This is a genomic window from Pseudomonas sp. TWI929, from assembly GCF_039673335.1.
Lineage (GTDB): Bacteria > Pseudomonadota > Gammaproteobacteria > Pseudomonadales > Pseudomonadaceae > Aquipseudomonas.
The window spans coordinates 1-21,253 of sequence record NZ_JBDJLK010000090.1 but is presented as its reverse complement, the minus strand read 5'-3'; the positions used below and the strand labels follow the sequence as shown (position 1 = coordinate 21,253).

At 63.8% G+C, this 21,253-nt stretch carries 18 protein-coding genes; 11 read left to right on the top strand and 7 right to left on the bottom strand.

The features are described 5' to 3' along the window. Positions 1 to 213 precede the first annotated feature (213 nt). Complete coding sequence (locus tag ABE456_RS24400; protein WP_346646224.1) at positions 214 to 1,224, bottom strand: AraC family transcriptional regulator; 1,011 nt, start codon at positions 1,222 to 1,224, stop codon at positions 214 to 216. A gap of 206 nt (positions 1,225 to 1,430) precedes the next feature. Between ABE456_RS24400 and ABE456_RS24395 the strand changes: the two genes are divergently transcribed. From ABE456_RS24395 to ABE456_RS24355, 9 genes are all read left to right on the top strand, one after another. Beyond that, complete coding sequence (locus ABE456_RS24395; RefSeq protein WP_346646223.1) at positions 1,431 to 2,006, top strand: alpha/beta hydrolase; 576 nt, start codon at positions 1,431 to 1,433, stop codon at positions 2,004 to 2,006. 77 nt (positions 2,007 to 2,083) lie between these two features. Then, positions 2,084 to 4,039 carry a DUF1302 domain-containing protein gene (locus tag ABE456_RS24390; protein ID WP_346646222.1) on the top strand — a complete coding sequence of 652 codons (1,956 nt, stop codon included), beginning with the start codon at positions 2,084 to 2,086 and terminating at the stop codon, positions 4,037 to 4,039. Positions 4,040 to 4,077: 38 nt separating this feature from the next. Next, positions 4,078 to 5,436 (top strand): DUF1329 domain-containing protein, encoded by a 1,359-nt coding sequence (locus tag ABE456_RS24385; RefSeq protein WP_346646221.1) that lies wholly within the window; start codon positions 4,078 to 4,080, stop codon positions 5,434 to 5,436. An 18-nt stretch (positions 5,437 to 5,454) separates the two neighbouring features. Further along, entirely contained in the window at positions 5,455 to 6,450 is a 996-nt protein-coding gene (locus ABE456_RS24380) for a YCF48-related protein (protein WP_346646220.1), read from the top strand. Between the two features lie 15 nt (positions 6,451 to 6,465). Then, complete coding sequence (locus tag ABE456_RS24375) at positions 6,466 to 8,931, top strand: MMPL family transporter (RefSeq protein ID WP_346646219.1); 2,466 nt, start codon at positions 6,466 to 6,468, stop codon at positions 8,929 to 8,931. Next, positions 8,924 to 10,702 carry an acyl-CoA dehydrogenase C-terminal domain-containing protein gene (locus ABE456_RS24370; RefSeq protein ID WP_346646218.1) on the top strand — a complete coding sequence of 593 codons (1,779 nt, stop codon included), beginning with the start codon at positions 8,924 to 8,926 and terminating at the stop codon, positions 10,700 to 10,702. The genes ABE456_RS24375 and ABE456_RS24370 overlap by 8 nt, the downstream gene beginning before the upstream one ends. Positions 10,703 to 10,713: 11 nt before the next feature. Continuing rightward, entirely contained in the window at positions 10,714 to 12,378 is a 1,665-nt protein-coding gene (locus ABE456_RS24365; protein ID WP_346646217.1) for a fatty acid--CoA ligase, read from the top strand. Positions 12,379 to 12,495: 117 nt separating this feature from the next. Then, the gene (locus ABE456_RS24360) at positions 12,496 to 13,296 is read left to right on the top strand and encodes a lipopolysaccharide biosynthesis protein (RefSeq protein WP_346646216.1); all 801 of its coding nucleotides are present in this window, start codon (positions 12,496 to 12,498) and stop codon (positions 13,294 to 13,296) included. A 72-nt stretch (positions 13,297 to 13,368) separates the two neighbouring features. Further along, positions 13,369 to 13,869 (top strand): methylated-DNA--[protein]-cysteine S-methyltransferase, encoded by a 501-nt coding sequence (locus tag ABE456_RS24355; RefSeq protein WP_346646215.1) that lies wholly within the window; start codon positions 13,369 to 13,371, stop codon positions 13,867 to 13,869. Between the two features lie 16 nt (positions 13,870 to 13,885). On the opposite strand, the gene ABE456_RS24350 is transcribed toward ABE456_RS24355, so the two are convergent. After that, positions 13,886 to 14,629: a carbon-nitrogen hydrolase family protein gene (locus ABE456_RS24350; protein WP_346646214.1), complete on the bottom strand. Its 744-nt coding sequence runs from the start codon at positions 14,627 to 14,629 to the stop codon at positions 13,886 to 13,888. A gap of 75 nt (positions 14,630 to 14,704) precedes the next feature. Further along, positions 14,705 to 15,220, bottom strand: coding sequence for a DUF3016 domain-containing protein (locus tag ABE456_RS24345; RefSeq protein WP_346646213.1), 516 nt, complete (start codon positions 15,218 to 15,220; stop codon positions 14,705 to 14,707). Between the two features lie 75 nt (positions 15,221 to 15,295). Here ABE456_RS24345 and ABE456_RS24340 point away from each other — a divergent pair, with 75 nt between their 5' ends. Then, positions 15,296 to 16,021 (top strand): metallophosphoesterase, encoded by a 726-nt coding sequence (locus tag ABE456_RS24340; protein ID WP_346646212.1) that lies wholly within the window; start codon positions 15,296 to 15,298, stop codon positions 16,019 to 16,021. On the opposite strand, the gene ABE456_RS24335 is transcribed toward ABE456_RS24340, so the two are convergent. Next, complete coding sequence (locus ABE456_RS24335) at positions 15,969 to 16,583, bottom strand: LysE family translocator (RefSeq protein WP_346646211.1); 615 nt, start codon at positions 16,581 to 16,583, stop codon at positions 15,969 to 15,971. The two genes, ABE456_RS24340 and ABE456_RS24335, sit on opposite strands and share 53 nt — an antisense overlap. A gap of 109 nt (positions 16,584 to 16,692) precedes the next feature. Then, a complete protein-coding gene (locus ABE456_RS24330) occupies positions 16,693 to 17,502 on the bottom strand; it encodes an AraC family transcriptional regulator (RefSeq protein ID WP_346646210.1) in 810 nt (269 codons plus the stop codon). A gap of 131 nt (positions 17,503 to 17,633) precedes the next feature. Here ABE456_RS24330 and ABE456_RS24325 point away from each other — a divergent pair, with 131 nt between their 5' ends. After that, on the top strand, positions 17,634 to 18,257 hold the full coding sequence (locus ABE456_RS24325) for a LysE family translocator (protein ID WP_346646209.1): 624 nt from the start codon (positions 17,634 to 17,636) through the stop codon (positions 18,255 to 18,257). Here the strand turns inward: ABE456_RS24325 and ABE456_RS24320 are convergent. After that, positions 18,254 to 20,707: an autotransporter outer membrane beta-barrel domain-containing protein gene (locus ABE456_RS24320; protein WP_346646208.1), complete on the bottom strand. Its 2,454-nt coding sequence runs from the start codon at positions 20,705 to 20,707 to the stop codon at positions 18,254 to 18,256. The genes ABE456_RS24325 and ABE456_RS24320 overlap by 4 nt on opposite strands. Before the next feature lie 133 nt (positions 20,708 to 20,840). Further along, complete coding sequence (locus tag ABE456_RS24315) at positions 20,841 to 21,116, bottom strand: peptidylprolyl isomerase (RefSeq protein ID WP_346646207.1); 276 nt, start codon at positions 21,114 to 21,116, stop codon at positions 20,841 to 20,843. Between the last annotated feature and the right edge of the window lie 137 nt (positions 21,117 to 21,253).

Here is a 21,253-nt window from a genome sequence, read left to right as displayed (position 1 = left end):
CAACGGCTATGAAACACCGGTAGCCATGGAGGAAAAGCTCAAGATAGCGGCATGAACCTTAACCGGTGTCCAAAATTACTTGACCAGTTCACCTTGTGTCGCGAAAGGGCTGCAAAGCAGCCCCAGCAATTTGTGCATCTACGCTGAAATCATGGGGCTGCTGTGCAGCCCTTTCGCGACACAAGGCCGCTCCCACAGATGACCGCGGTAGGGCTAAGGCCCTGGCTCATCCCGCTGTGCCCGCCAGTTGGCCGGCGGCATGCCGAACTGGGCGATGAACCAGCGGGTGAACGAGCTGGGCATGGAATAGCCGAGCATGTCGGCAATGCGCCCCAGCGAATAGTTGGGGTTTTCCAGGTATCGAATCACCAGGTCACGGCGCACGCTGTTGATCAAGTCCTTGAACGTTAGCCCGTTTTCTTCCAGCCGACGCTGCAGGGTGCGCACGTTCATGCCCTGGGTCTGCGCCACTTGTTCGATGGTGGCGCGGCCGATGGGCAGCAGCAGGTAGATGGTCTTGCGCAGCTCCAGTTCCAGGGAAGGTGTGCCGCTGGCTGGCAGGGTATCCAGATAGCGCCGGGCCAGGCGCGCCATGGCTTCGTTGGCCTGCGGGCTGGCGCTGTCGAGGTCGGCGGCGGGGCAGACGATACCGTTGAATTCACTGCCGAACACCAGCGTGCAGCCGAAGATGCGCCGATGAATGGCTTGGTCGGCGGGCGCCGCGTGGGTGAAGTTGGCGCTGATCGGGTGCCAGTGGGCGCCCAGCAGCGCCGCGCACAGGCGCATCATCACGCCAATCGCCAGCTCGGTAGCCTGGCGGCTGCTGGGCGCACGCTCGTAGATCACCTCTTCACGAATGACTACGGTCTTGCCCGCTTCCTCGATATGAATGGCCAGGGCGTCATTCAGCAGGTGGCGGTACTGCACGATTACCTGCAAAGCATCGCGCAGGTTGCGTTGGTGGCTAAGCAGCAGGCTGATTTCGCCGAAGTCCGACAGCTGGCGCAATTCGGCCATGCGCAGGCCGAAACTTTCGCATTTTGTGGCGCTGGCAGAGGCCTCCAGCAAGCTGATGACGCTGGCCACCGGAATACGCCGGTTAGGGTCGTCGAGCAACGCAGCGCTGAGGCCAACCTGTGCCAACAGCGCCTGCGGGTTGAGGCCCAGATGACGGGACACTTCGAGGTAGTTGGTCAAACTGGCGGCACGGACTAGGGCAGGCATTTTTATTGTTATCCATGATTGTTCAGCAAGCCTGGTGTGGCTTGCAGGTCCACTTGGTTTATAGCCTGCGTGTCATGAATTGAAAAGCAAAGCCCTGTTTAGCCCATTGTCATCAAATGAAAAGCCCCTGACGCCCAATGTGAAGCGCTCAAGGGTTGGGCTGTTTACTGTGAACCTCAAGAGCTACACCGCACACGAGGTTCACCGTGGAAAAACTGCAAACCACTGCCACCGTGCTGATCGTCCCCGGCCTGCGCGACCATGTCGCTGAACATTGGCAAACCCTGCTCGCCGGCCGCCTGGCCAAGGTGCGCAGCGTACCGCCGCTGCAGGTTGACGGCCTTTGCTGCAACGCCCGGATCGAGGCGATCCAGCGCGAGCTGGAGCAAATCGATGGCGAGGTGTTGCTGGTGGCACACAGCGCCGGCGTGTTGATGGTCGCCCATTGGGCGGCGCGCTATCAGCGGCCAATCAAGGGGGCGTTGCTGGCGGCCCCACCTGACCTGAACGCCCACTGGCCGGCGCATTACCCAAGCCCGGCCAGCCTGGCCGAGAAGGGTTGGTCGCCGTTGCCGCCAACACCGCTGCCGTTCCCCAGCATTGTCGCGGCCAGCAGCAATGACCACCTGGCCAGCTATGCCGCTTCCAGCGAACTGGCCCGGCGTTGGGGCAGCGAACTGGTAGGCCTGGGCGCTGTCGGCCACCTCAACCCTGCTTCCGGCTTCGGCCCCTGGCCGTTGGCCGAGGCCCTGATCCGCCGACTGGACACCGCAAACCTGTAACAGCGCATGGACGCCCCAGCCACGCCCGCACAAGACGGGCGGCGTAAAAAACAATAACAATACGTGGAGCTATCGTAATGCCAGAACACCGCATTCACCGTGCTGTGAAACCACAGCGCTGCCTGCTCGCCTGCGCCATCGGCCTGCTCACGCTGCCCGCCGCACAGGCATTTGAAGTCGACACCGGCAATGAAAACTGGGCCGTGCGCTTCGACAATACCGTCAAGTACAACTACGGCGTGCGTACCGAAAGTGCTGACAAGCGTATGTTGGGCACGCCCAACAGTAACGACGGCGACTACAACTTCCGCAAGGCCGGCACCAACATCACCAACCGCGTCGACCTGCTGAGCGAGCTGGATGTGGTGTACCAGGGCAACACCGGTTTCCGCGTCAGCACTGCCAGCTGGTACGACAAGGCCTACGACAACACCGGCTCGAACAGCAACCCGTTCGTCAATGGCAACGGTGACCAGTCCGGCATCAACCCCAGCCTCAATGGCCTGCCGGGTACTGGCATACCACTGGGCAGCCCGCACCTGAGCAACTACGCCCAGCGCTACTACAGCGGCCCGTCGGGCGAAGTGCTGGATGCTTTCGTGTTCATGAGCCGGGAAGTGGGCGATGAGTCGCAAGTCAGCGCCAAGCTGGGCCAGCACAACCTGTTCTGGGGTGAGACCCTGCTCAACCCGGTGCATTCGCTGAGCTACGGCCAGTCCGGCCTGGACCTGGCCAAGCTGGCCGCCTCGCCGGGCACCGAGGCCAAGGAACTGTTCGTGCCGCGCAACCAGCTGTCGACCTCGTTCCTGGTCAACAACGAACTCACCGTGGGTGCGCAGTACTTCTTCGATTGGGATGCGGCCCGCCTGCCCGAAGCCGGTACCTACTATGGCGGCTCGGATGTGGTAGGCGAGGGCGCGCAGAGCTTCCTGCTGGGTCACACCGGCACCCCGGGGCTGATCCCGGTGCGTGGCGCGCTGACCACCATCCGCCGTGGCGATGACCTGAAGCCGGGCAACAGTGGCGACTGGGGCGTCATGGCCAAGTGGTCACCGGAGTGGCTGGGCGGCACCCTGGGCTTCTACTACCGCAAAACTTCCGAGATCTTGCCGCAGGCCTGGCTCGACGCGCGCGGCATGACCGTGGCCCGTGGCCCGTTCGGCAACCCGCCAGGCAGCCGCCAAGGCGCGGTCGGCAACCTGTACAACTCGCTGCAAAGCACCACCTACCAGTTCGCCTACGCCGACAACATCGACATCTATGGCCTGAGCCTGTCCAAGGATGTGGGCGGTATCAGCGTAGGTAGTGACCTGAACATCCGCCACAACATGCCGCTGGCGAGCATCCCGGCAATCGTCAGCGCCCCTGGCCAGGGTGGCCTGGGCGGCGGCTTCGGCCTGCTGCCGGCGCGCCTGCCTAGCAGCGGGGTGATCTACGACGTGCCCAAGGATGGCGACAGCCTGAGTGCCACCGGTGACACCCTGCACTGGACCCTCAACGGCCTGATGACCATTGGCGACACGCCGTTGTTCGACTCGGCAACCCTGCTCGGCGAGCTGTTCTACAGCAACCTGCTGAAGCTCGATAGCCACAATGAGGCCTTGTACAAGGGCAAGAGCAGCTACCGCGGCATCGACAAGGCTACCCGTGACAACTGGGGCATTGCCGTCAACTTCACCCCCACCTGGTTCCAGGTGCTGCCAGGCATGGACCTGAGCATGCCGCTGTCGGTCAACGTCGGCATCGACGGCGTGTCGCCGGTGCAGGGCGGTGGTGCCGAGAACACCGGCAACTACGCGGTGGGCGTAAGCGCCGCGATCTACAACCAGTACTTCGTCGACCTCAAGTATGTCGACAGTTTCGGTGAGACCAAGGCCTGCAAGGACGGCCAGACCGACGGCAGCACCCCCAATGCCCTGGACGGCGAACAGGATTACACCTGCTACGGCGGCGGTTACGCCTCCTTCTCCGGTGGTGGTGCCACCACCGAAGACCGTGGCGCCCTGTACCTGACCGTCAAGACGACCTTCTGAGTCATGTTTCCTACAGCCTACACAGGAAGACAACCATCATGAATTTCGTACGTACCCTGCTGGCCTCGTGCCTGTCACTGGCCGCCCTGAACGCAGCCCAAGCCGCCGTTTCCCCTGACCAGGCTGCCCGCCTGGGCACCAGCCTTACCGTCATCGGTGCGGAGAAGGGTGGCAATGCCGATGGCACGATCCCGGCCTACCAAGGCGGCCTGCAGACCCCGCCGGCCGGCTACCAGAGCGGCGCCAGCATGCGCCCCGACCCGTTCGCCAGCGACAAGCCGCTGCTGGTCATCGATGGCAAGAACGCCGAGCAGTACAAGGGCCAACTGACTGCCACCACCCTGGAACTGCTCAAGCGCTACCCCAGCTACCGCGTCGACGTTTACCCGACTCACCGCAGTGTGGCGCTGCCGCAGGCGGTGCTGGACAACACCCGCAAGAACGCCACCGGCGCCAAGAGCCAGGAAGGCGGCACCGCGGTAGACAACGTGCTGCCCGGCATTCCGTTCCCCATTCCGCAGAACGGCGCCGAGGCCATGTGGAACTTCCTGCTGCGCTACCAGGGCGTGAGCATGACTGCCAAGTACGACTCGTGGAACGTCGATGCTGCCGGCAAGCCGTCGCTGTCGACCACTGGCCAGGCCAACATCAGCTACCCGATCTACGAAGACATGAGCAAGCCGATCGGTGCCAAGGACACCTACTACCAGATGAAGCTGGTGTACACCGGGCCTGCACGCCGCGCTGGCGAAGCGATGATGCTGCGCGATGCTGCCAACCCGTTGGTGCAGCCACGCAACGCCTGGCAATACCTACCAGGGCAGCGCCGGGTCAAGCTGGCCCCGAACCTGGCCTACGACACGCCTAACCCGGGTACGTCCGGCTCGGGTACCTACGATGACGTGTTCGTCTTCAACGGTGCATTGGACCGCTACGACTGGACCTTGGTTGGCAAGCAGGAAATGTACGTGCCGTACAACACCTACCAGCTCACCTACAACACCAACGTCAAGCAGGTGATCACCCCTAACCACCTGGCGCCGCAGTTCGTGCGCTGGGAGAAGCACCGCGTGTGGGTAGTGGAAGGCAAGCTCAAGGACGGCGCACGTCACATTTACCACAAGCGCCGCTTCTACCTCGACGAAGACAGCTGGATCGCTTTGGCTTCGGACCAGTACGACGCGCGTGGCCAGCTGTACCGTGGCTCGTTCGCCTTCCTCACCCAGAGCTACGACAAGCAGACCCCGGACGCCACGCCGTTCATGATCTATGACCTGATCGGCGGCACCTACAACCTCAACGGCGTGGTTGGAGCCTACGGCGGCATCCGCTACATCGACCCACTGTCGAAAACCCAGTGGTCGCCCGAGTCGCTGGCCGGCAACGGCATTCGCTAAACGCACGGAGCAGAGCCAATGTCTGTCTTCAAACTATGCAGCGTGGTGATGCTGGCCCTGGCCGCGCTGCATGGCGCGGCCCAGGCGGCGCCTTTCACCGACGTGCTGGATGTGCCCGCAATGCCCAGCACCCTGGCCAGCAGCAGCGCCCTGCGCGATGTGACCCTGGCCGGGCAACGCCTGGTCGCGGTGGGCCCACGCGGGCACATCCTGTATTCCGATGACCACGGCGCACACTGGCAGCAAGCCCAGGTGCCAGTCAGCGCCGACCTGAATGCCGTGAGTTTCGCCACGCCCGAACTGGGCTGGGCGGTCGGTCATGATGGTGTGGTACTGCACAGCCGCGACGGCGGCGTGCACTGGCAGAAGCAGCTTGATGGCCGCCTGCTGGCTGAGCAACTGCCGGGCGCGAGCAATGACAACGCCCTGCTTGATGTGTGGTTCAGCGATGCCCGCCAAGGTTACGCGGTGGGCGTGTTCAACCTGCTGTTGCGCACGGTCGATGGCGGCGAGCACTGGCAGCCCTGGCTGGACCATAGCGACAACCCGCAAGGCTTGCACCTGACCAGCCTGGCTGCGGTGGGTGATGAGCTGTACATCACCGGCGAGCAAGGCCTGCTGCTGAAGTGGAACGGCGAGCGCTTCAGCCGCGTCGAAACGCCTTATGCCGGCACCCTGTTCGGCGCCGTTGGCAAGCCTGGCGTGTTGCTGGTGTACGGCCTGCGCGGGCATGCCTACCGCAGTACCGACGGTGGCCAGCAATGGCAGCCAGTCAGTACTGGCGTGAACACCAGCCTGACCGCCGCTGGCATCGACCGCGACGGGCAGCTGTGGCTGGCCAGCCAGGCCGGCGACTTGCTGCTCAGCCGAGATGACGGCGCCAGCTTCAGCCCGGTAGCGCAAACCGCCCGTGGCCCGGTCACCGCACTCGCCACCGATGCCGGCAACGGCCTGGTGCTGGTGGGCGAGCGGGGCGTACGCAACCAGGCCGGCAACCCCACGCTGCACCCATAACAAGAGAAGACCCTGATGGCCGCTACCCGCCAAGATACCCTTCCGGTAATCCGCAATCTTGCTGACTTCGACCCGCGCTCGGGCAACAGCCTGGAGCGCCTGGTGTTCAACCACCGCCTGCCGTTCCTGTTGTGCATGCTGCTGGCGACCCTGGTGCTGGGCTTCATGGCCCTGACCCGCCTGGAACTGCGCCCCAGCTTCGACAAGATGCTGCCGCAGAGCCACCCCTACATCCAGAACTACCTGGAAAACCGGCCCTCGCTGCGTGGCCTGGGCAACGCGGTGCGAGTGGTGGTGGAAAACACCCAGGGCGACATCTTCGATCCGGGTTACCTGCAGACCCTGCGCCACATCAACGACGAGCTGTTCCTCAGCCAGGGCGTGGACCGGGCCTGGGTGAAGTCGCTGTGGAGCCCGGCAGTGCGCTGGACCGAGGTCACCGAGGAGGGCTTCCAGGGTGGCCCGGTGATGCCTGACGGCTACCAGGGCGCGGCGGGCGATATCGAACAGCTACGGCAGAACATCGAGCGTGCCAACATCGTCGGTAGCCTGGTGGCGCGCGACTTCAAGTCGAGCATGCTGATCGTGCCGCTGCTTGACCAGGATTCGGCCACCGGCAAAGGCCTGGACTACCACGCCTTCTCGCAGAAGCTCGAAGAATTGCGCAGCCAGTACCAGGCCAGCGGCCAGGACCGCATCCATGTGATCGGCTTTGCCAAGCTGATGGGCGACCTGATCGACGGCTTGATCGAGGTGATGGCGTTCTTCGCCTTGGCAGTGCTGACCAGCCTGGTGATCATCTACTGCTATACCCGCTGTGTGCGCAGTACCTTGCTGGTGGTGCTGTGTTCGCTGACTGCGGTGGTGTGGCAGCTGGGCATCGTCGCCTGGCTGGGTTATGCCATCGACCCGTATTCGATCCTGGTGCCGTTCCTGATCTTCGCCATTGGCGTGTCGCACGCGGCGCAGAAGATGAACGGCATCCTCCAGGATATCGGCCGCGGTACCCATCGGCAGATTGCCGCACGCTACACCTTCCGCCGCCTGTTCGTGGCCGGGGTAACCGCGTTGCTGGCCGATGCAGTTGGCTTTGCCGTGCTGATGCTGATCGACATCCCGGTGATCCAGGATTTGGCGATTACCGCCAGCATTGGTGTGGCGGTGCTGATCTTCACCTCACTGCTGCTGATGCCGGTGGCACTGTCGTATGTCGGGGTAGGCCGCAAGGCAGCCGAGCGAGCCCTGTATATCGATGCCCGCGCCGCTCAGCACCGTGGTTTCGGCCGGCTGTGGGACTTGCTCGACCGTTTCACCGAACGCAAATGGGCCAGCGCCGCACTGCTGGTTGCCCTGGCCCTGACCGCTGTCGGCATCTGGGGTAGCCTGCAGCTGAAAATCGGCGACCTCGACAGCGGTGCCCCCGAGCTGCGCGCGGATTCGCGCTACAACCTCGACAATGCCTACATCACCCAGCATTACGCGCTGTCCAGCGACACCTTCGCGGTGATGGTCAAGACCGCGCCGGAAGGTTGCCTGCAGTACCAGACGCTGGTCCTCGCCGATCGCCTGGCCTGGGAGCTGCAGCAACTGCCGGGTGTGCAGACCACCGTGTCGTTGGCCAACGCCGTGCGCCAGATCACGGCCGGCACTTACGAAGGCAACCCGCGCCTGAACAGCCTGCAACGCAACCAGGACGTGCTCAACTACGCCGCCCAGCAGGCCTCGGTCAACGCCCCGGAGCTGTTCAACAACGATTGCTCGCTGATGCCGGTGATCGCTTACCTCAAGGACCACCGCGCCGACACCTTGGCCCAGGTGGCCGCGGTGGCCGAGCAGTTCGCCCAAGCCAACAGCAGCGCCGAGCATCAGTTTTTGCTGGCTGCTGGCAGCGCCGGTATCGAAGCGGCCACCAACGTCGTGGTCCGCGAGGCCAACCACCGCATGCTGTTGCTGGTGTACCTGGCGGTCACGCTGTTCTGCCTGGTCACCTTCCGCAGCTGGCGCGCCACGCTGGTGGCGATCCTGCCGCTGATGCTCACTTCGGTGCTGTGCGAGGCGCTGATGGTGGCCATGGGCATTGGCGTAAAGGTCGCCACGTTGCCGGTCATCGCCCTGGGCGTCGGCATTGGCGTGGACTACGCGCTGTACCTGCTTAGCGTGCAGCTGCACTACCAGCGCGCCGGGCTGAGCCTGGCCCAGGCCTACCAGAAGGCGGTGGCCTTTACTGGCCGGGTGGTGGGGCTGGTCGGCATTACCCTGGCGGCCGGTGTGGTTGGCTGGGCCTGGTCGCCGATCAAGTTCCAGGCCGACATGGGCCTGCTGCTGACCTTCATGTTCCTGTGGAACATGCTCGGCGCGCTGGTGCTGATCCCGGCACTGTCGCACTTCCTCCTGCGTGGCCAGGGCGTCCCGGCAGCTGCCGAAACCCAGGCCGCAGCGCATTCGCAAACCCAAGAAACCGAGTGTTCGCCTCATGTCTGATTACCTTCCGCCACTGCGCGACATGGATTTTCTGTTCAACGATGTATTCGACATCCCGGCCTGGTGGGCGCAAACGCCCGCCCTGGCCGAGCTGGTCGACGCCGACACCGCCCGGGCCGTGCTGGAACAGGCCGGGAAGTTGATCGCCGAGGTAGTGGCGCCGCTCAACCGCAGCGGCGACGAGCAGGGCTGCCAGTGGGAAGCTGGCCAGGTACGTACCCCCGACGGCTTCGCCGACGCCTACCGGGCATTCGCCGCTGACGGCTGGGTTGGCGTGGCTGGCGCCCAGGAATACGGTGGCATGGGCATGCCGAAGGTGATCGGCGCCCAGCTTGAAGAAATGCTCAACGCCGCCAACCTGTCGTTTGGCCTGTATCCGATGCTTACTGCCGGGGCCTGCCTGTCGCTGCTCAACCATGCCAGCGAGCCATTGAAGGCCCTGTACCTGCCGCCGATGTACCAGGGCCGCTGGACCGGCTCGATGTGCCTGACCGAGCCACATGCCGGCACCGACCTGGGCCTGATCCGCACCCGCGCCGAGCCGGTTGCCGATGGCCGCTACCGCATCAGCGGCACCAAGATCTTCATCACCGGCGGTGAGCAGGACCTGACCGAGAACATCATCCACCTGGTGTTGGCGCGGCTGCCGGATGCACCGGCCGGGCCCAAGGGCATCTCGCTGTTCCTGGTGCCCAAGGTTCTGGTCGATGCTGACGGCATGCTGGGCGAGGCCAACGCAGTCAGCTGCGGCTCGATCGAACACAAGATGGGTATCAAGGCTTCGGCCACCTGCGTGATGAACTTTGATGGCGCCCTCGGCTATCTGGTCGGTGAGCCGAACAAGGGCCTCAACGCCATGTTCACCATGATGAACTACGAACGCCTGGGTGTAGGTATTCAGGGCCTGGCCCTGGGTGAGCGCTCCTACCAGGGGGCCATCGCCTATGCCTGTGACCGCCTGCAAGGGCGCGCACCGGCTGGCGCCGAAGCACCCGCGCAAAGTGCCGACCCGATCATCGTCCACCCGGATGTGCGGCGCATGCTGCTGACCATGAAAGCGCTGAACGAGGGCGGGCGGGCATTTTCCACCTACGTGGCGTTGCAGCTGGACCTGGCCAAGTACAGTGAAGACCCAGCCATGCGCGCCCAGGCCGAGGCCAAGGTAGCGTTGCTCACGCCGGTGGCCAAGGCCTTCCTCACCGACATGGGGCTGGAAACCACGCTGCACGGCCAACAAGTGCTGGGCGGCCATGGCTACATCCGCGAATGGGGCCAGGAGCAGTTGATCCGCGACTGCCGTATCACCCAGATCTATGAAGGCACCAACGGCATTCAGGCCCTCGACCTGGTGGGGCGCAAACTGTTTGCTGATGGTGGCAAGGCCTATCGCAGCGTGGCCAACGAAATTGCCGCCTTTGCCGAGGCGCTGCCAGTAGAGAGCGCTGAGTTCAGCGCGCCATTGCTGGCTGCCATGCGCAACCTCGACGAGCTGACCGCCTGGTTGCTCGACCGGGCCCAGGGCAACCCGCGCGAGCTTGGCGCGGCAGCGGTGGAGTACCTGCAGGTGTTTGGTTACACCCTCTACGCCTACCTGTGGGCACGCATGGCCGTGGTGTGCCAGGGCCATGCGGCCCCCGAGCCGTTCCACCTGAGCAAGCTGGGCACCGCGCGGTTCTACTTTGCCCGCCTGCTGCCACGCATTCATTCGCTGAGCGCCAGCGTCAAGGCCGGTTGCGACAGCCTGTACCTGCTCGAGGCCGGGCAACTGTGAAGGACACCCGCATGACTACCACCCGCTTAATGCCCGCAGCCGAGCAGGCCTATGCCTACCCGCTGCTGATCAAGCGCCTGCTGCTGTCGGGCGTGCGCTACCAGCCCAACCAGGAAATCGTCTACGCCGACAAGCTGCGCTACACCTATACCACGTTGCTTGAACGCATCCAGCGGCTGGCCAATGTGCTGACCGCTGCGGGTGTAAAGCCTGGCGACACCGTGGCCTTGCTCGACTGGGACAGCCACCGTGCACTGGAGTGCTTCTTTGCCGTGCCGATGCTGGGCGCGGTGCTGCATACGGTGAACGTGCGGTTGTCCACTGAGCAGGTGCGCTACACCATGAACCATGCCGAAGACCGGCTGGTGCTGGTGCATGACGACTTCCTGCCGTTGATGGCTCAGTTGCAGGCCGACCTGCCAACCGTCGAGGGCTTTATCCGCCTCAGCGACGGCGGCCCCGAACCGCAGGGCCTGCCGTTGCTGGGCGAGTACGAAGGGCTGCTGGCGGCCGCCGAGCGGAAATTCGACTTTGCCGATTTTGACGAGCACTCGCTGGCGACGCTGTTCTACACCAGCGGTACCACCGGCAACCCCAAGGGCGTGTATTTCAGTCACCGCCAGCTGGTGCTGCATACCCTGGTCGAGCAGGGCACCCTGGCCGCGTGCGGCGAGGTGCCGCTGCTGCGCACGGGCGACGTGTACATGCCCATTACGCCCATGTTCCATGTGCATGCCTGGGGCGTGCCCTATGTGGCCACGGCACTGGGCATCAAACAGGTCTACCCTGGGCGCTACGAACCCAACCGGCTGGTGCGCCTGTTCCGCGACGAGGGGGTGACCTTTTCCCATTGCGTGCCCACGGTGCTGCAGATGATGCTCGACAGCGAAGAAGGCCGGCGCACCGACCTTACCGGCTGGAAAATGCTGCTGGGCGGCAGCGCCCTGACCCTGGGCCTGGCCCAGCGTGCCAGCGAGCGTGGCATCAGCGTGCATTGCGGCTACGGCATGTCGGAAAGCTGCCCGCTGCTCAGCATCACCCACCTGAGCGCCGACCTGTTGGCGTTGCCCATGGCGCAGCAGCTGCCGCTGCGTATCGACGCCGGCGTGCCGATTGCACTGGTAGACCTGCGCATCGTCGATGCCGAGGGCCTGGAAGTGCCACACGATGGCGAAAGCCTGGGCGAAATCGTGGTGCGTGCACCCTGGCTGACCCAAGGCTACCTGAACGAACCGGAGCAGGGCGCCGCGTTGTGGCAGGGGGGCTGGCTGCACACCGGCGACCTGGCTTGCATCGACTCGAAGGGTGTGGTGCGCATTCGTGACCGGATCAAGGATGTGATCAAGACCGGTGGCGAGTGGATCAGTTCGGTGGCGCTGGAAAACCTGATCAGCCAGCACCCGTCCGTCGCCTCGGTGGCAGTGATCGGCATTCCTGATCCACAGTGGGGAGAGCAACCCTTGGCTTTGGTGGTCTGCTGCGACGGCATGCAGTTGGACCAAACGGAATTGGCCAGGCACCTGCAGCCGTATGTCGACAGCGGGCACCTGAACAAATGGGCGATACCCCGGCAGCTACGCTGTGTGGCAGAAATCCCGAAAACCAGTGTCGGCAAGATCGACAAGAAACGCATCCGCCAAGGAGTCTGCCTGGAAGAGGGCGCCGTAGTGAGTTAGTTTTTGCATAGCCTCGGGCTCGGTGGCCGCTGTGTGTAATGTCTATGTAAAATAGTCACTTACGGATACATGAACCGGTAACATGACTGGCTCTGTACAATCCAAAAGATGTCTTTGATGAACACACTTCCGTCGCAGCCGAGTGCTGAACGCGGGGCGTTCTCCAGTTTTGAGGCGTGTCGCAATACCCAGCAGGGCCCCGTGGTGATTCTTGCCTCGGGTGCCTCTGCCAAAAATTTCCCGTTGAGCGAGTTCGCGCACTTGCCCATCATCGCCATGAACGGTTCGGTTGCCATGACCGCCGAACATGGCATCAAACCTTTCTTCTACGTGTGCACCGACAAAAGCTTCCGCCTGCAACAGCCGGCACTGTTCGCCACCGCACTTGGCGATAGCCAACGCCTGGCGCTGTGGGCCGAGCAGTATGAGGGGGCAGCTGTGCCGGCCAGCACCGAGTGTTATACCTTGCACAAGGCTGACACCCCGGGCCTGCTGGATGTTTTACGCGGTCACAGTGATAGCTGGGTGTGCAACAGTTCGCTGTGGAGCAAACGAGCACGCTCGATCGCCTTCAGCAAGAATTTGGGCCAGGGTTTCTTCGATGCCCGTACGGTGGCGTACGTGGCCCTGCAACTTGCCTATCACCTGGGCTTTGAGCAGGTATTGCTGGTAGGGGTAGACCTGGACCAGACCGTTGGGCGTTTCTATGAAAGCGGCGAGGGTCAGCAATCGCCGTGCGGGCTCGACCAGCATTGGGAAAGCCGTATCCTGCCGTCACTCACGCTGATGGCCAGGGAGGTTATCAACGATCACTTCCATGTCTACAACCTGTCGGTAACCTCGCGTATTCCGGCCGAGCTGATCCCCAAGGTCAGCCTCGACGAAGCGCGGCGTATTGCTGGCTGCGCGATTACCTGAGCAAGAAAGCGGGTGCGTGCAGGGCTGTGGATGCGTACAGTACGTTGATCACAACCAGGCAGGGGCCCGCTTATGTCCAGCGCATTCACTTTCATGCAGTCGCCCGTCGGCACCTTGACCCTGGTGGCCCGTGGCGAGCGGCTGGCCGCAGTGCTGTGGGAGGAGGAGCGGGAAAACCGCGTGCGCCTTGGCGCCCTGCACCGCGACGACCGCTGCCCGGTACTGCTGGAAACCGCGCGCCAGCTCGGCGAATACTTTGCCGGCAAACGCCAGCAATTTGAGCTGGAGCTGGATTTTGCCGGCACTGAATTTCAGCGCCAGGTGTGGGCCGCGTTGCTGGCGATACCCTTTGGCGAAACCCGCAGCTATGGCGACATCGCCCGGCAGCTTGGCAACCCCAGCGCGGTGCGGGCGGTTGGCGCTGCCAATGGCCGCAACCCGATCTCGATCATCGCCCCGTGCCACCGGGTTATTGGTGCATCAGGCAGCCTGACCGGCTTTGCCGGCGGCCTGGCGGCCAAGCAGTACCTGCTGGCACTGGAGGGCCGGCAAAGCCTTGCACTGGACCTTTAAGGCGCCAGCAACCGGATCATGCGGGGTGTGGGGCCAACGGCAGTGCCAAGGCGCTGAGCTTGCTGGTGTCCAGCAAGATCAGCCCTTCGCTGTGTTCGTCCAGGCTGGCCAGCAAGCGCCCCTGGTTGTCCCAGGCTGCAGAGCCGCCGGCGCCGATGAAGGTGTCGGCCGGCCCCACGCAGTTGGCCATCAACACCGGCATGCCCAGCTCGCGCGCGACCTCAGGGTAATGCACGTAACCTTCGCGAATGCCTTTGGCGGTTTTCGCCACGCTGACCAGGTACAGGTCGGCGCCGTGCTCGCGTGCTGCGGCCGCGTGCGCCATGAACATTGATTCGTAGCAGATTGCCGGTGCCAGCCGATGTGCCCCTACCCGCAGCAATAGTGCCTGATCGCCTGGGGTGAAGTAAGGCAGCTCGTCGTCATGCAGGCGCCGCTTGGCGTAGGCCTGGCGCGGTGCCCCGGGGCTGAAAATCGGCATGCCGATGCGAATGCCGTCGGGTGTCGGCAACGGCAGGCCCACGGCCACGGTGATGCCAAACCGCTCGCAGGCTGCCTGCAGCGGGTCCAGCCGGGTGGAAGTGACCGGCAGGGCGGCCTGGCGCGCCAGGCTGGGCTCGTAGCCGGTCAGCGACAATTCGGGGAACAGCACCAGCTCGGCGCCAAGGGCTGCAGCCTGCTCGATGCAGGCCAGGTGTCGCTGGAGGTTGCCTGGCAAATCGCCCTTGAGCGACGCCAGTTGTACGGCGCACAGTTTCATGAAAAACCTTCCCTGGTACAGGTTGAAGGGCCGAGCATACTATCGGCCGCAACGCCGGTACCAGCGCAGGGTTGTTCAGGAAGGCGTGTGCACGGCGAAACGTTGGCGGAACCAGTCGTTGAGCATGGCCTTTTCGGCATACAGGCGGTCGCTGCTGCTGGTGACCCGGCCTGGGCGGCTGAGGTACATCTTGTCGCTGACCCGTTCCTGGGCTTGCTGGTCAGGTTTGCCTGGCTGGCTGAGGGTGTAGCTGAGGTCGATGGTCGGCCAGGTGATATCGCGCATGAAACGTACATCGTAGGCCTGGCTGTGCCAGGGCTCGAAGCGCCCGGCCAGGTCGATGTCGCGGATGTCGATGACCAGTTGCTGGCCCGGTTGCAGGTAACGCTGGCCGAGCTTCTGCAGGTACTGGGAAAGGGTTTTCATCACATAGGCGTCGGCGCCACGCTCGTAACCGTGGCTGTCGAGGCTGGCATCACGGAATTTTTCCGGGTGGTCGAAACGCACCTCGACCTGCGCGGCCGGGGCACCTTGTGCCATGCTGTTCATTGACAGCGCCATGAGCACGGCACACACGAGGGCGGTACGCATGTTGCACCTCCGGGGTGGATTGCGTGTGCCTTCATTTTACCCCTGCCGTGGTGGCGCCAGCAGAGGAAGATTGTAATGGGACGGTTTCGGCGTCTAATGGCCAATCTGCGCGGGCGGGACTTGGCGGTGGGCGATATCCATGGTCACTTCCAGCGCCTGCAGCAATGTCTGGATGCGGTGGGGTTCGACCCGGCGGTGGACCGCCTGTTCAGCGTGGGTGACCTGGTCGACCGCGGGCCGGACAGTGGGGCGGCGCTGGAATGGCTGAAGCAGCCCTGGTTCCATGCCGTGCAAGGTAATCATGAGGCCCTGGCGATTACCCGCGTACGTGGCGGGCGGCTCGATCTGGACATGTACCGCGCCGCCGGGGGCGGCTGGTTTCTTGACCTGCCGCGGGCCGAGCAACTGCGTTTCGTCGCGCGCTTCGAGCAGCTGCCGATTGCGATAGAGGTTGAAAGTGCGGCAGGGCTGGTAGGCCTGCTTCATGCCGACAGCCCGTTTGCCGATTGGGCAGTATTGAGGACCTGGCTGGAACTGGATGACGACCCCGAAGTACGGGAAGTGTGCCAGTGGTCACGGCGGCGGTTGAAGGTAGGCGATACCCAACCGGTGCAGGGCCTGCGTGCCTTGCTGGTCGGCCACACGCCGGTGCTGGAGGCCAAGCTGTTGGGCAACGTCTGGCACCTGGACACGGGCGGCTGGGCCAGTGGCCATTTCACCTTGATGGACATGCGCACCCTGCAACTGGTCAGCCCCGCGCCAGGTGCAGCAACAATGCCGCGGCCAATACCACCAGCATGACCCCCGAGGCCCGCTCCAGCCATGGCAGGCTGCGGGCAAAACGCCGCAGTACCCGCTGGTTGCCGATGGCTACGGCGACCAGCAGGTCCCACAGCAGCACGATACTGAACATCCACAGGGCGTAGGCCGCTTTCCAGCCGGTGCTGGCGCTGGCGACCATGCTTGCCAGGCTGGCGTAGAACAGCGCGTTCTTGGGGTTGAGGATGCCAGACACAAAGCCCATGCCCAAACTCCGCCACCAGCCTTGTAGCGCCTGGTTGCCAGCGATTGCACCCAGGCTGCTTTGCCCGGCATGACGCAGGAACAGTACGCCGATGTACAGCAGGTAGCCGGCGCCGGCCAGCTGCAGGGTGGTAAACAGCAGGCTGCCCTCCCGCAGCACCGACAGGCCGGTGAAGGCCATGGCAATGAACGCGCCATTGGCCAGGGCGATACCCAGGCAGGCGCCGCTGGCGAGCCGCCAGCCGCCATTGATCGAGGTGCGAGCGACCAGGAAGAAATCCGGGCCGGGTGAAAGCAGGGCGAGGAAGTGGGCGAGGGCGATGATCAGGAACTGTTGCATGGGGCGGGGCTGCTCTGCGGGAAAAATCGCAGTCTGCTGCCGAACCGGTCAGGCGTATTGAAGAATATTGCAAATCCCAAAAGCGGTCTCTGTAGGAGCGCGCAGGTCTTCAGTCTCCTCGATAGTGCCCCGGCGTCACCCCCACATGGGCCTTGAACACCCGCTGGAAATGGCTCTGGTCGGCAAACCCGAGTTGATAGGCGACCTCCGCCAACGTCCGCCCTTCACCCAGCAGCTGCCGGCCACGGTTGACACGGGCGTTGAGCAGGTAGGCATGCGGCGTAAACCCGGTAGCGGCACGAAATGCGCGGATCAACTGATAGCGCCCAAGCCCAGCCTCCCGCGCCAGTACCTCCAGGCTCAACTGCGCCGGGTCCTGGCCTTCGACCCGCGCGATCAGCCCGCTCAAGGCCGTCGCCGGCAAAGCCGGTGCCGCCGCCAGTGACGGCTGCGCGGAAAAGTCCAGGTCCCCCAGAAAGGCCATCAGCGCCGCATCCTTCTCACTGTTGCTGGCACTGGAAAACAGCACGTTGTTCAGCTCGCATAACTGCGCATACACCAGTGGCTCCCGGCAGATACGCGCCGGCTCGCCAGCCTGCGCGCCGCCCAGCCCTGACTCCTGGCGCAGCTGCGCCAGCCAGTTGGCATCCACATGCAGCATCTGGTAGCTCCACGCCTGCCCAGGCTCGGGGTTGCAGGCATGCACGCGGCGGGCGGGGACCAGCACCAGCGTGCCAGGCGTCAGGCATTCCTGGCCGTTGCCAGCGCCGGTGAAGTGACTGACGCCAGCATCCACCGCACCGATGGAAAAGGTCGGGTGGCTGTGGGCCTTGTAGCAGGCCCGGCTATGGCAGGCGCGGCGGCTTTCGACATGTGGCAGGGCCGGGTCGCGCCACAGCGCGGCGTGGGAACGGGGCATCACGGGGTCCTCGGTAGCTGCGCCAGACTAACAGGTGCCGAGTACCCGTACAGTTTTTATCGCTGGCTGTAACTTGACTGCATGCCCCGTCACCCGCCGAAATAGACGCCTGTAGTCATAGGAAAACAACAATGGACCTTTCAAGCCTGCTGCTTTTCATCCCCGCCTGCTTCGCCCTGAACATGGCGCCGGGGCCAAACAACCTGCTGTCGCTGCACAACGCCAGCCGCTATGGCCTGCGCACGGCCTGCGTAGCCGGCGGCGGGCGTATCCTGGCCTTCAGCGGCATGATCGCTCTGGCGGCCATGGGCCTGGCCGTGGTGCTGCACACCAGCGAATACCTGTTCCTGGCCATCAAGGTGGTGGGCGCGGCGTACCTGTTCTACATCGCCTGGCAGCTGTGGCGCGCACCGGTGGGTGAGGCGGTGGTGGCTACCGACCACCCGCGTGGCACCTGGCGCCTGGCGCGCCAGGAGTTCTGGGTGGCGGCCGGCAACCCCAAGGCCATCCTGATCTTCACCGCGTTCCTGCCGCAGTTCGTCTCGGTCGGCAGCGCCACGCCGGTGAGTGAGCAGTTCCTCTGGCTGGGGGTGTTGTTCCTTCTGCTGGAATGGGCGGCGATTGCCATCTATTCAGGCCTGGGTGCCTACATGCAGCGCTGGTTCAGCCAGCCTGGCCCACGCCGTATGTTCAACCGGGTCAGCGCCTCCCTGCTGGGCTGCGCCGGCCTCGGTCTGCTGGCTGCACGCCGCTAGAACTGCCAGCGTACACCCAGGTTAACGCCGCTGGCTTCCTGCTGGCGGCTGTCCAGGTTGGCGGTGTACTGCACGCCGCCATGCAGGCTCAGCGCTTCGTTGACTTGCACTACCACGCCGCTTTCCAGTTGCACTGAGGTATATCGGTAGTCGGTCTTGATCTTGTCCACGCTATCGAAGGTCAAGGTGTCGCGGCCACCGTCGCCGTGCCACAAGTTGACCTGCGCATAGGGCTGTAACAGGCGCTTGCTGCTGCCCGTGAATGCACCCTCCAGGCGTACCCCCAGTCGGCCGGTCAGCTCGACCTGGGCGTCGTAACTGACGTGCGAGACGCTGTCGTTGGCACTGTCGAGCGAGACCTTTTGCGCGATCAGCTGGGCTTGCGGTTCCAGGGTCCAGCGCTCGGACAGGGCGAAGGGGTAGCCGGCTTCCAGCGAAGCCGTCCAGGCGTGGCCGTCGATGTTCAGCTTGTCGCCACGGTCGGAGCGGGCACGGCCATCAAGGCTGGTGTATTGCAATACGGTATCCAGGTAGACGCCTTGTGGGCCGACCAACGTCCAGTAAGTGCCGACACTGTCGCCATCGAGCCGCAAGTCACCAACACTGCGGTCTTCCACGGCCAGTGCGAAACCTTTGACGTCGGCCTCCAGGCGGCTATGGCTGACGTATATTCCGACATGCTGACGGTAACCGTTTTCGCCAACCTTGGCGTACAGGTCTTGGCCCACCTTGAAGCCGTACAGGTCGCCATCCAGGCTTGGGCTCACCGTGCCGCTCCATTGCTGGCGCAGGGCGCCGCCATAGGCCTGGCCCCAACTGGCGGGCAGGGCACCTTCACCTTTGAGCAACTGCTGCTCACCCTGGCGCTGGTGGAATGTGCCCAGTGCCTGGCGGGCGATAATCGCAGCGCCGCGTGGCGCTGCGGCATACACCGGGACTTCCGGGCGATACAGCGGCAGGCTTTCACCTTGCACCGGTGCTGGCAGGTCTACCTGGCCGGGTGCCGGGGCGGCGACCGGTGGGGTGACAGCCGGGGCGATCACGGGGGGCTCGGCCGGCTCCGTTGGCTGGGTCGGCTCACCTGGCTGCGTTGGTTGTGTCGGCTCTTCGGGTTGCGGCACAGGTGCCGGAGCGGGTGGCGCGACCAAGGTCGAGCGCAGGTACCAGCTGTTTTCACTGCCCGCAGTCACGCCCCCTTTGAACAGTCGGTAGTCGTAGGCACCGGCCGATAGCTTCTGGGTCTGGACGAAAGCGGTGGCAGTGCTGGTCGCGCCGTCACGCGCCTCGACGACCTGGATGCCGTTTTGCGCAGTTGCCGCACCCACACCGTTGAGGTTGTTGATGAGTAATTGGGTGGAGCCGCCGATGGCACCACGGCTGACCACCAGGCGGTCGGAGGCGGCGCCATCGCTGGCCAGCACGCTGTTCAGGCGCAGGGTGCCGTTGTTGCCGGCGTAATCGCCCTGGATGTTCAGGCGGCCCTTGGCATCGTTGCCTTGGCTCAGGTCGATGGTGCCGGCGTTTTCAACCGAAGCCTTGCTGCCAGCCTGGGTACTTACAATGTTGCCTTGGCGGCTGATGAGCGTGCTGGTGGGATCAATGTGCAAGGTCCCTGTACCCGTGGCGGCGATCACCCGTGGCTGGCTGGCGCCCAGGTCACCCAGGCTCAAGGTGTCGTCGAGGGTGAACTGGCTGCCCTTGTTCAACCTGATGTTCTCCCAGTTGACGTACAACGCCCCCTTGCCGACCTGGCTCTGCTCGAACGTCAGCGTGTCGGTACCGGTACCGCCGTCAAGGGTGACTGTCGAATTGCCGAGGTCGAGTGTGCGGACAGTGGCCGTGTCATTGTCATTGCCCATGTCGACCTTCTTGCCGATCTGGCCGCCTGTCCAGGTGAAAACATCGTTATCGTTACCCGCACGTATTTCGCCTTTGAGCGCGCCGCCGCTGATGGTTATCTTGTCAACGCCGCTACTGGTACTGATATCACCGCCGATGGTACCGCCAGTCATGATGATCGTGTCGTTGCCAAGCCCACTGACAACGTTGCCAATAACGGTAGTATCGACCCCGAGCCCCTGAGACATTTCCAGGAAGTTGTCAGCGAGTTTGAGGTCTATTCGGCCAATGCTGCCGCCCTTGAACCAGGCCGTGTCACCATCTTCAAAGGCACCCGTGATGGTGCCCCCGGTCATTTCGAACTCGTCCATGTCGCCGCCTTGGTTCAACGACCCTAGCGTGCCGCCATACATGGTGAACGTGTCTTGGCCATTGCCTTGTTGCAATGACTGCACCGTACCGCCGCTGATGGTGAACTGGTCAGCAGCTGAAGTCTGCACAGTGGCGCCCAGTTTCTCACCCGGTGAAACCGTCAGGGCTTGCCCATGCGACAGCAAAGGCAAGGTCAGCAGGGGAAATGCAACAGGCAGCAGCAAGCGGGGGCAACGCATAGGCAGGTCTCCGTGTCCATTGAAGGGACCACTACCTGAAGCGTCGCCAGCGCGACGGCTTCGGCCCTGCCTGTGTTGTATGTATTGTGCGGTGAGGGGACAACTGGCAAAAATGCCAGGTGACCCGTGGCGATCAGTCGCGGTAGAAGGTTTGCACCAGGTGATAGCCGAACTTGCTCTTGACCGGCCCGTGTACCACGCGCAGGGGCTTCTTGAATATCACCTGGTCGATGGCGCCGACCATCTGCCCTGGGCGGATCTCGCCCAGGTCGCCGCCGCGCTTGCCCGAGGGGCAGGTGGAGAACTTTTTCGCCAGTACGTCGAAAGCTTCGCCGTTGGCGATGCGCTGCTTGAGCTTTTCGGCTTCGTCAGCGGTCTTGACCAGGATGTGGCGGGCTTGGGCTTTCATGGGGGTACCTGTGCTTCGGGGGGCAAAAAAGGGCGCATTATGCCTGATCGAATCGGATTGAGGCCATTTGTGGGAGCGGCCTTGCGTCGCGAAAGGGCTGCAAAGCAGCCCCAGGAATTCAGCGCAGATGTATAAAT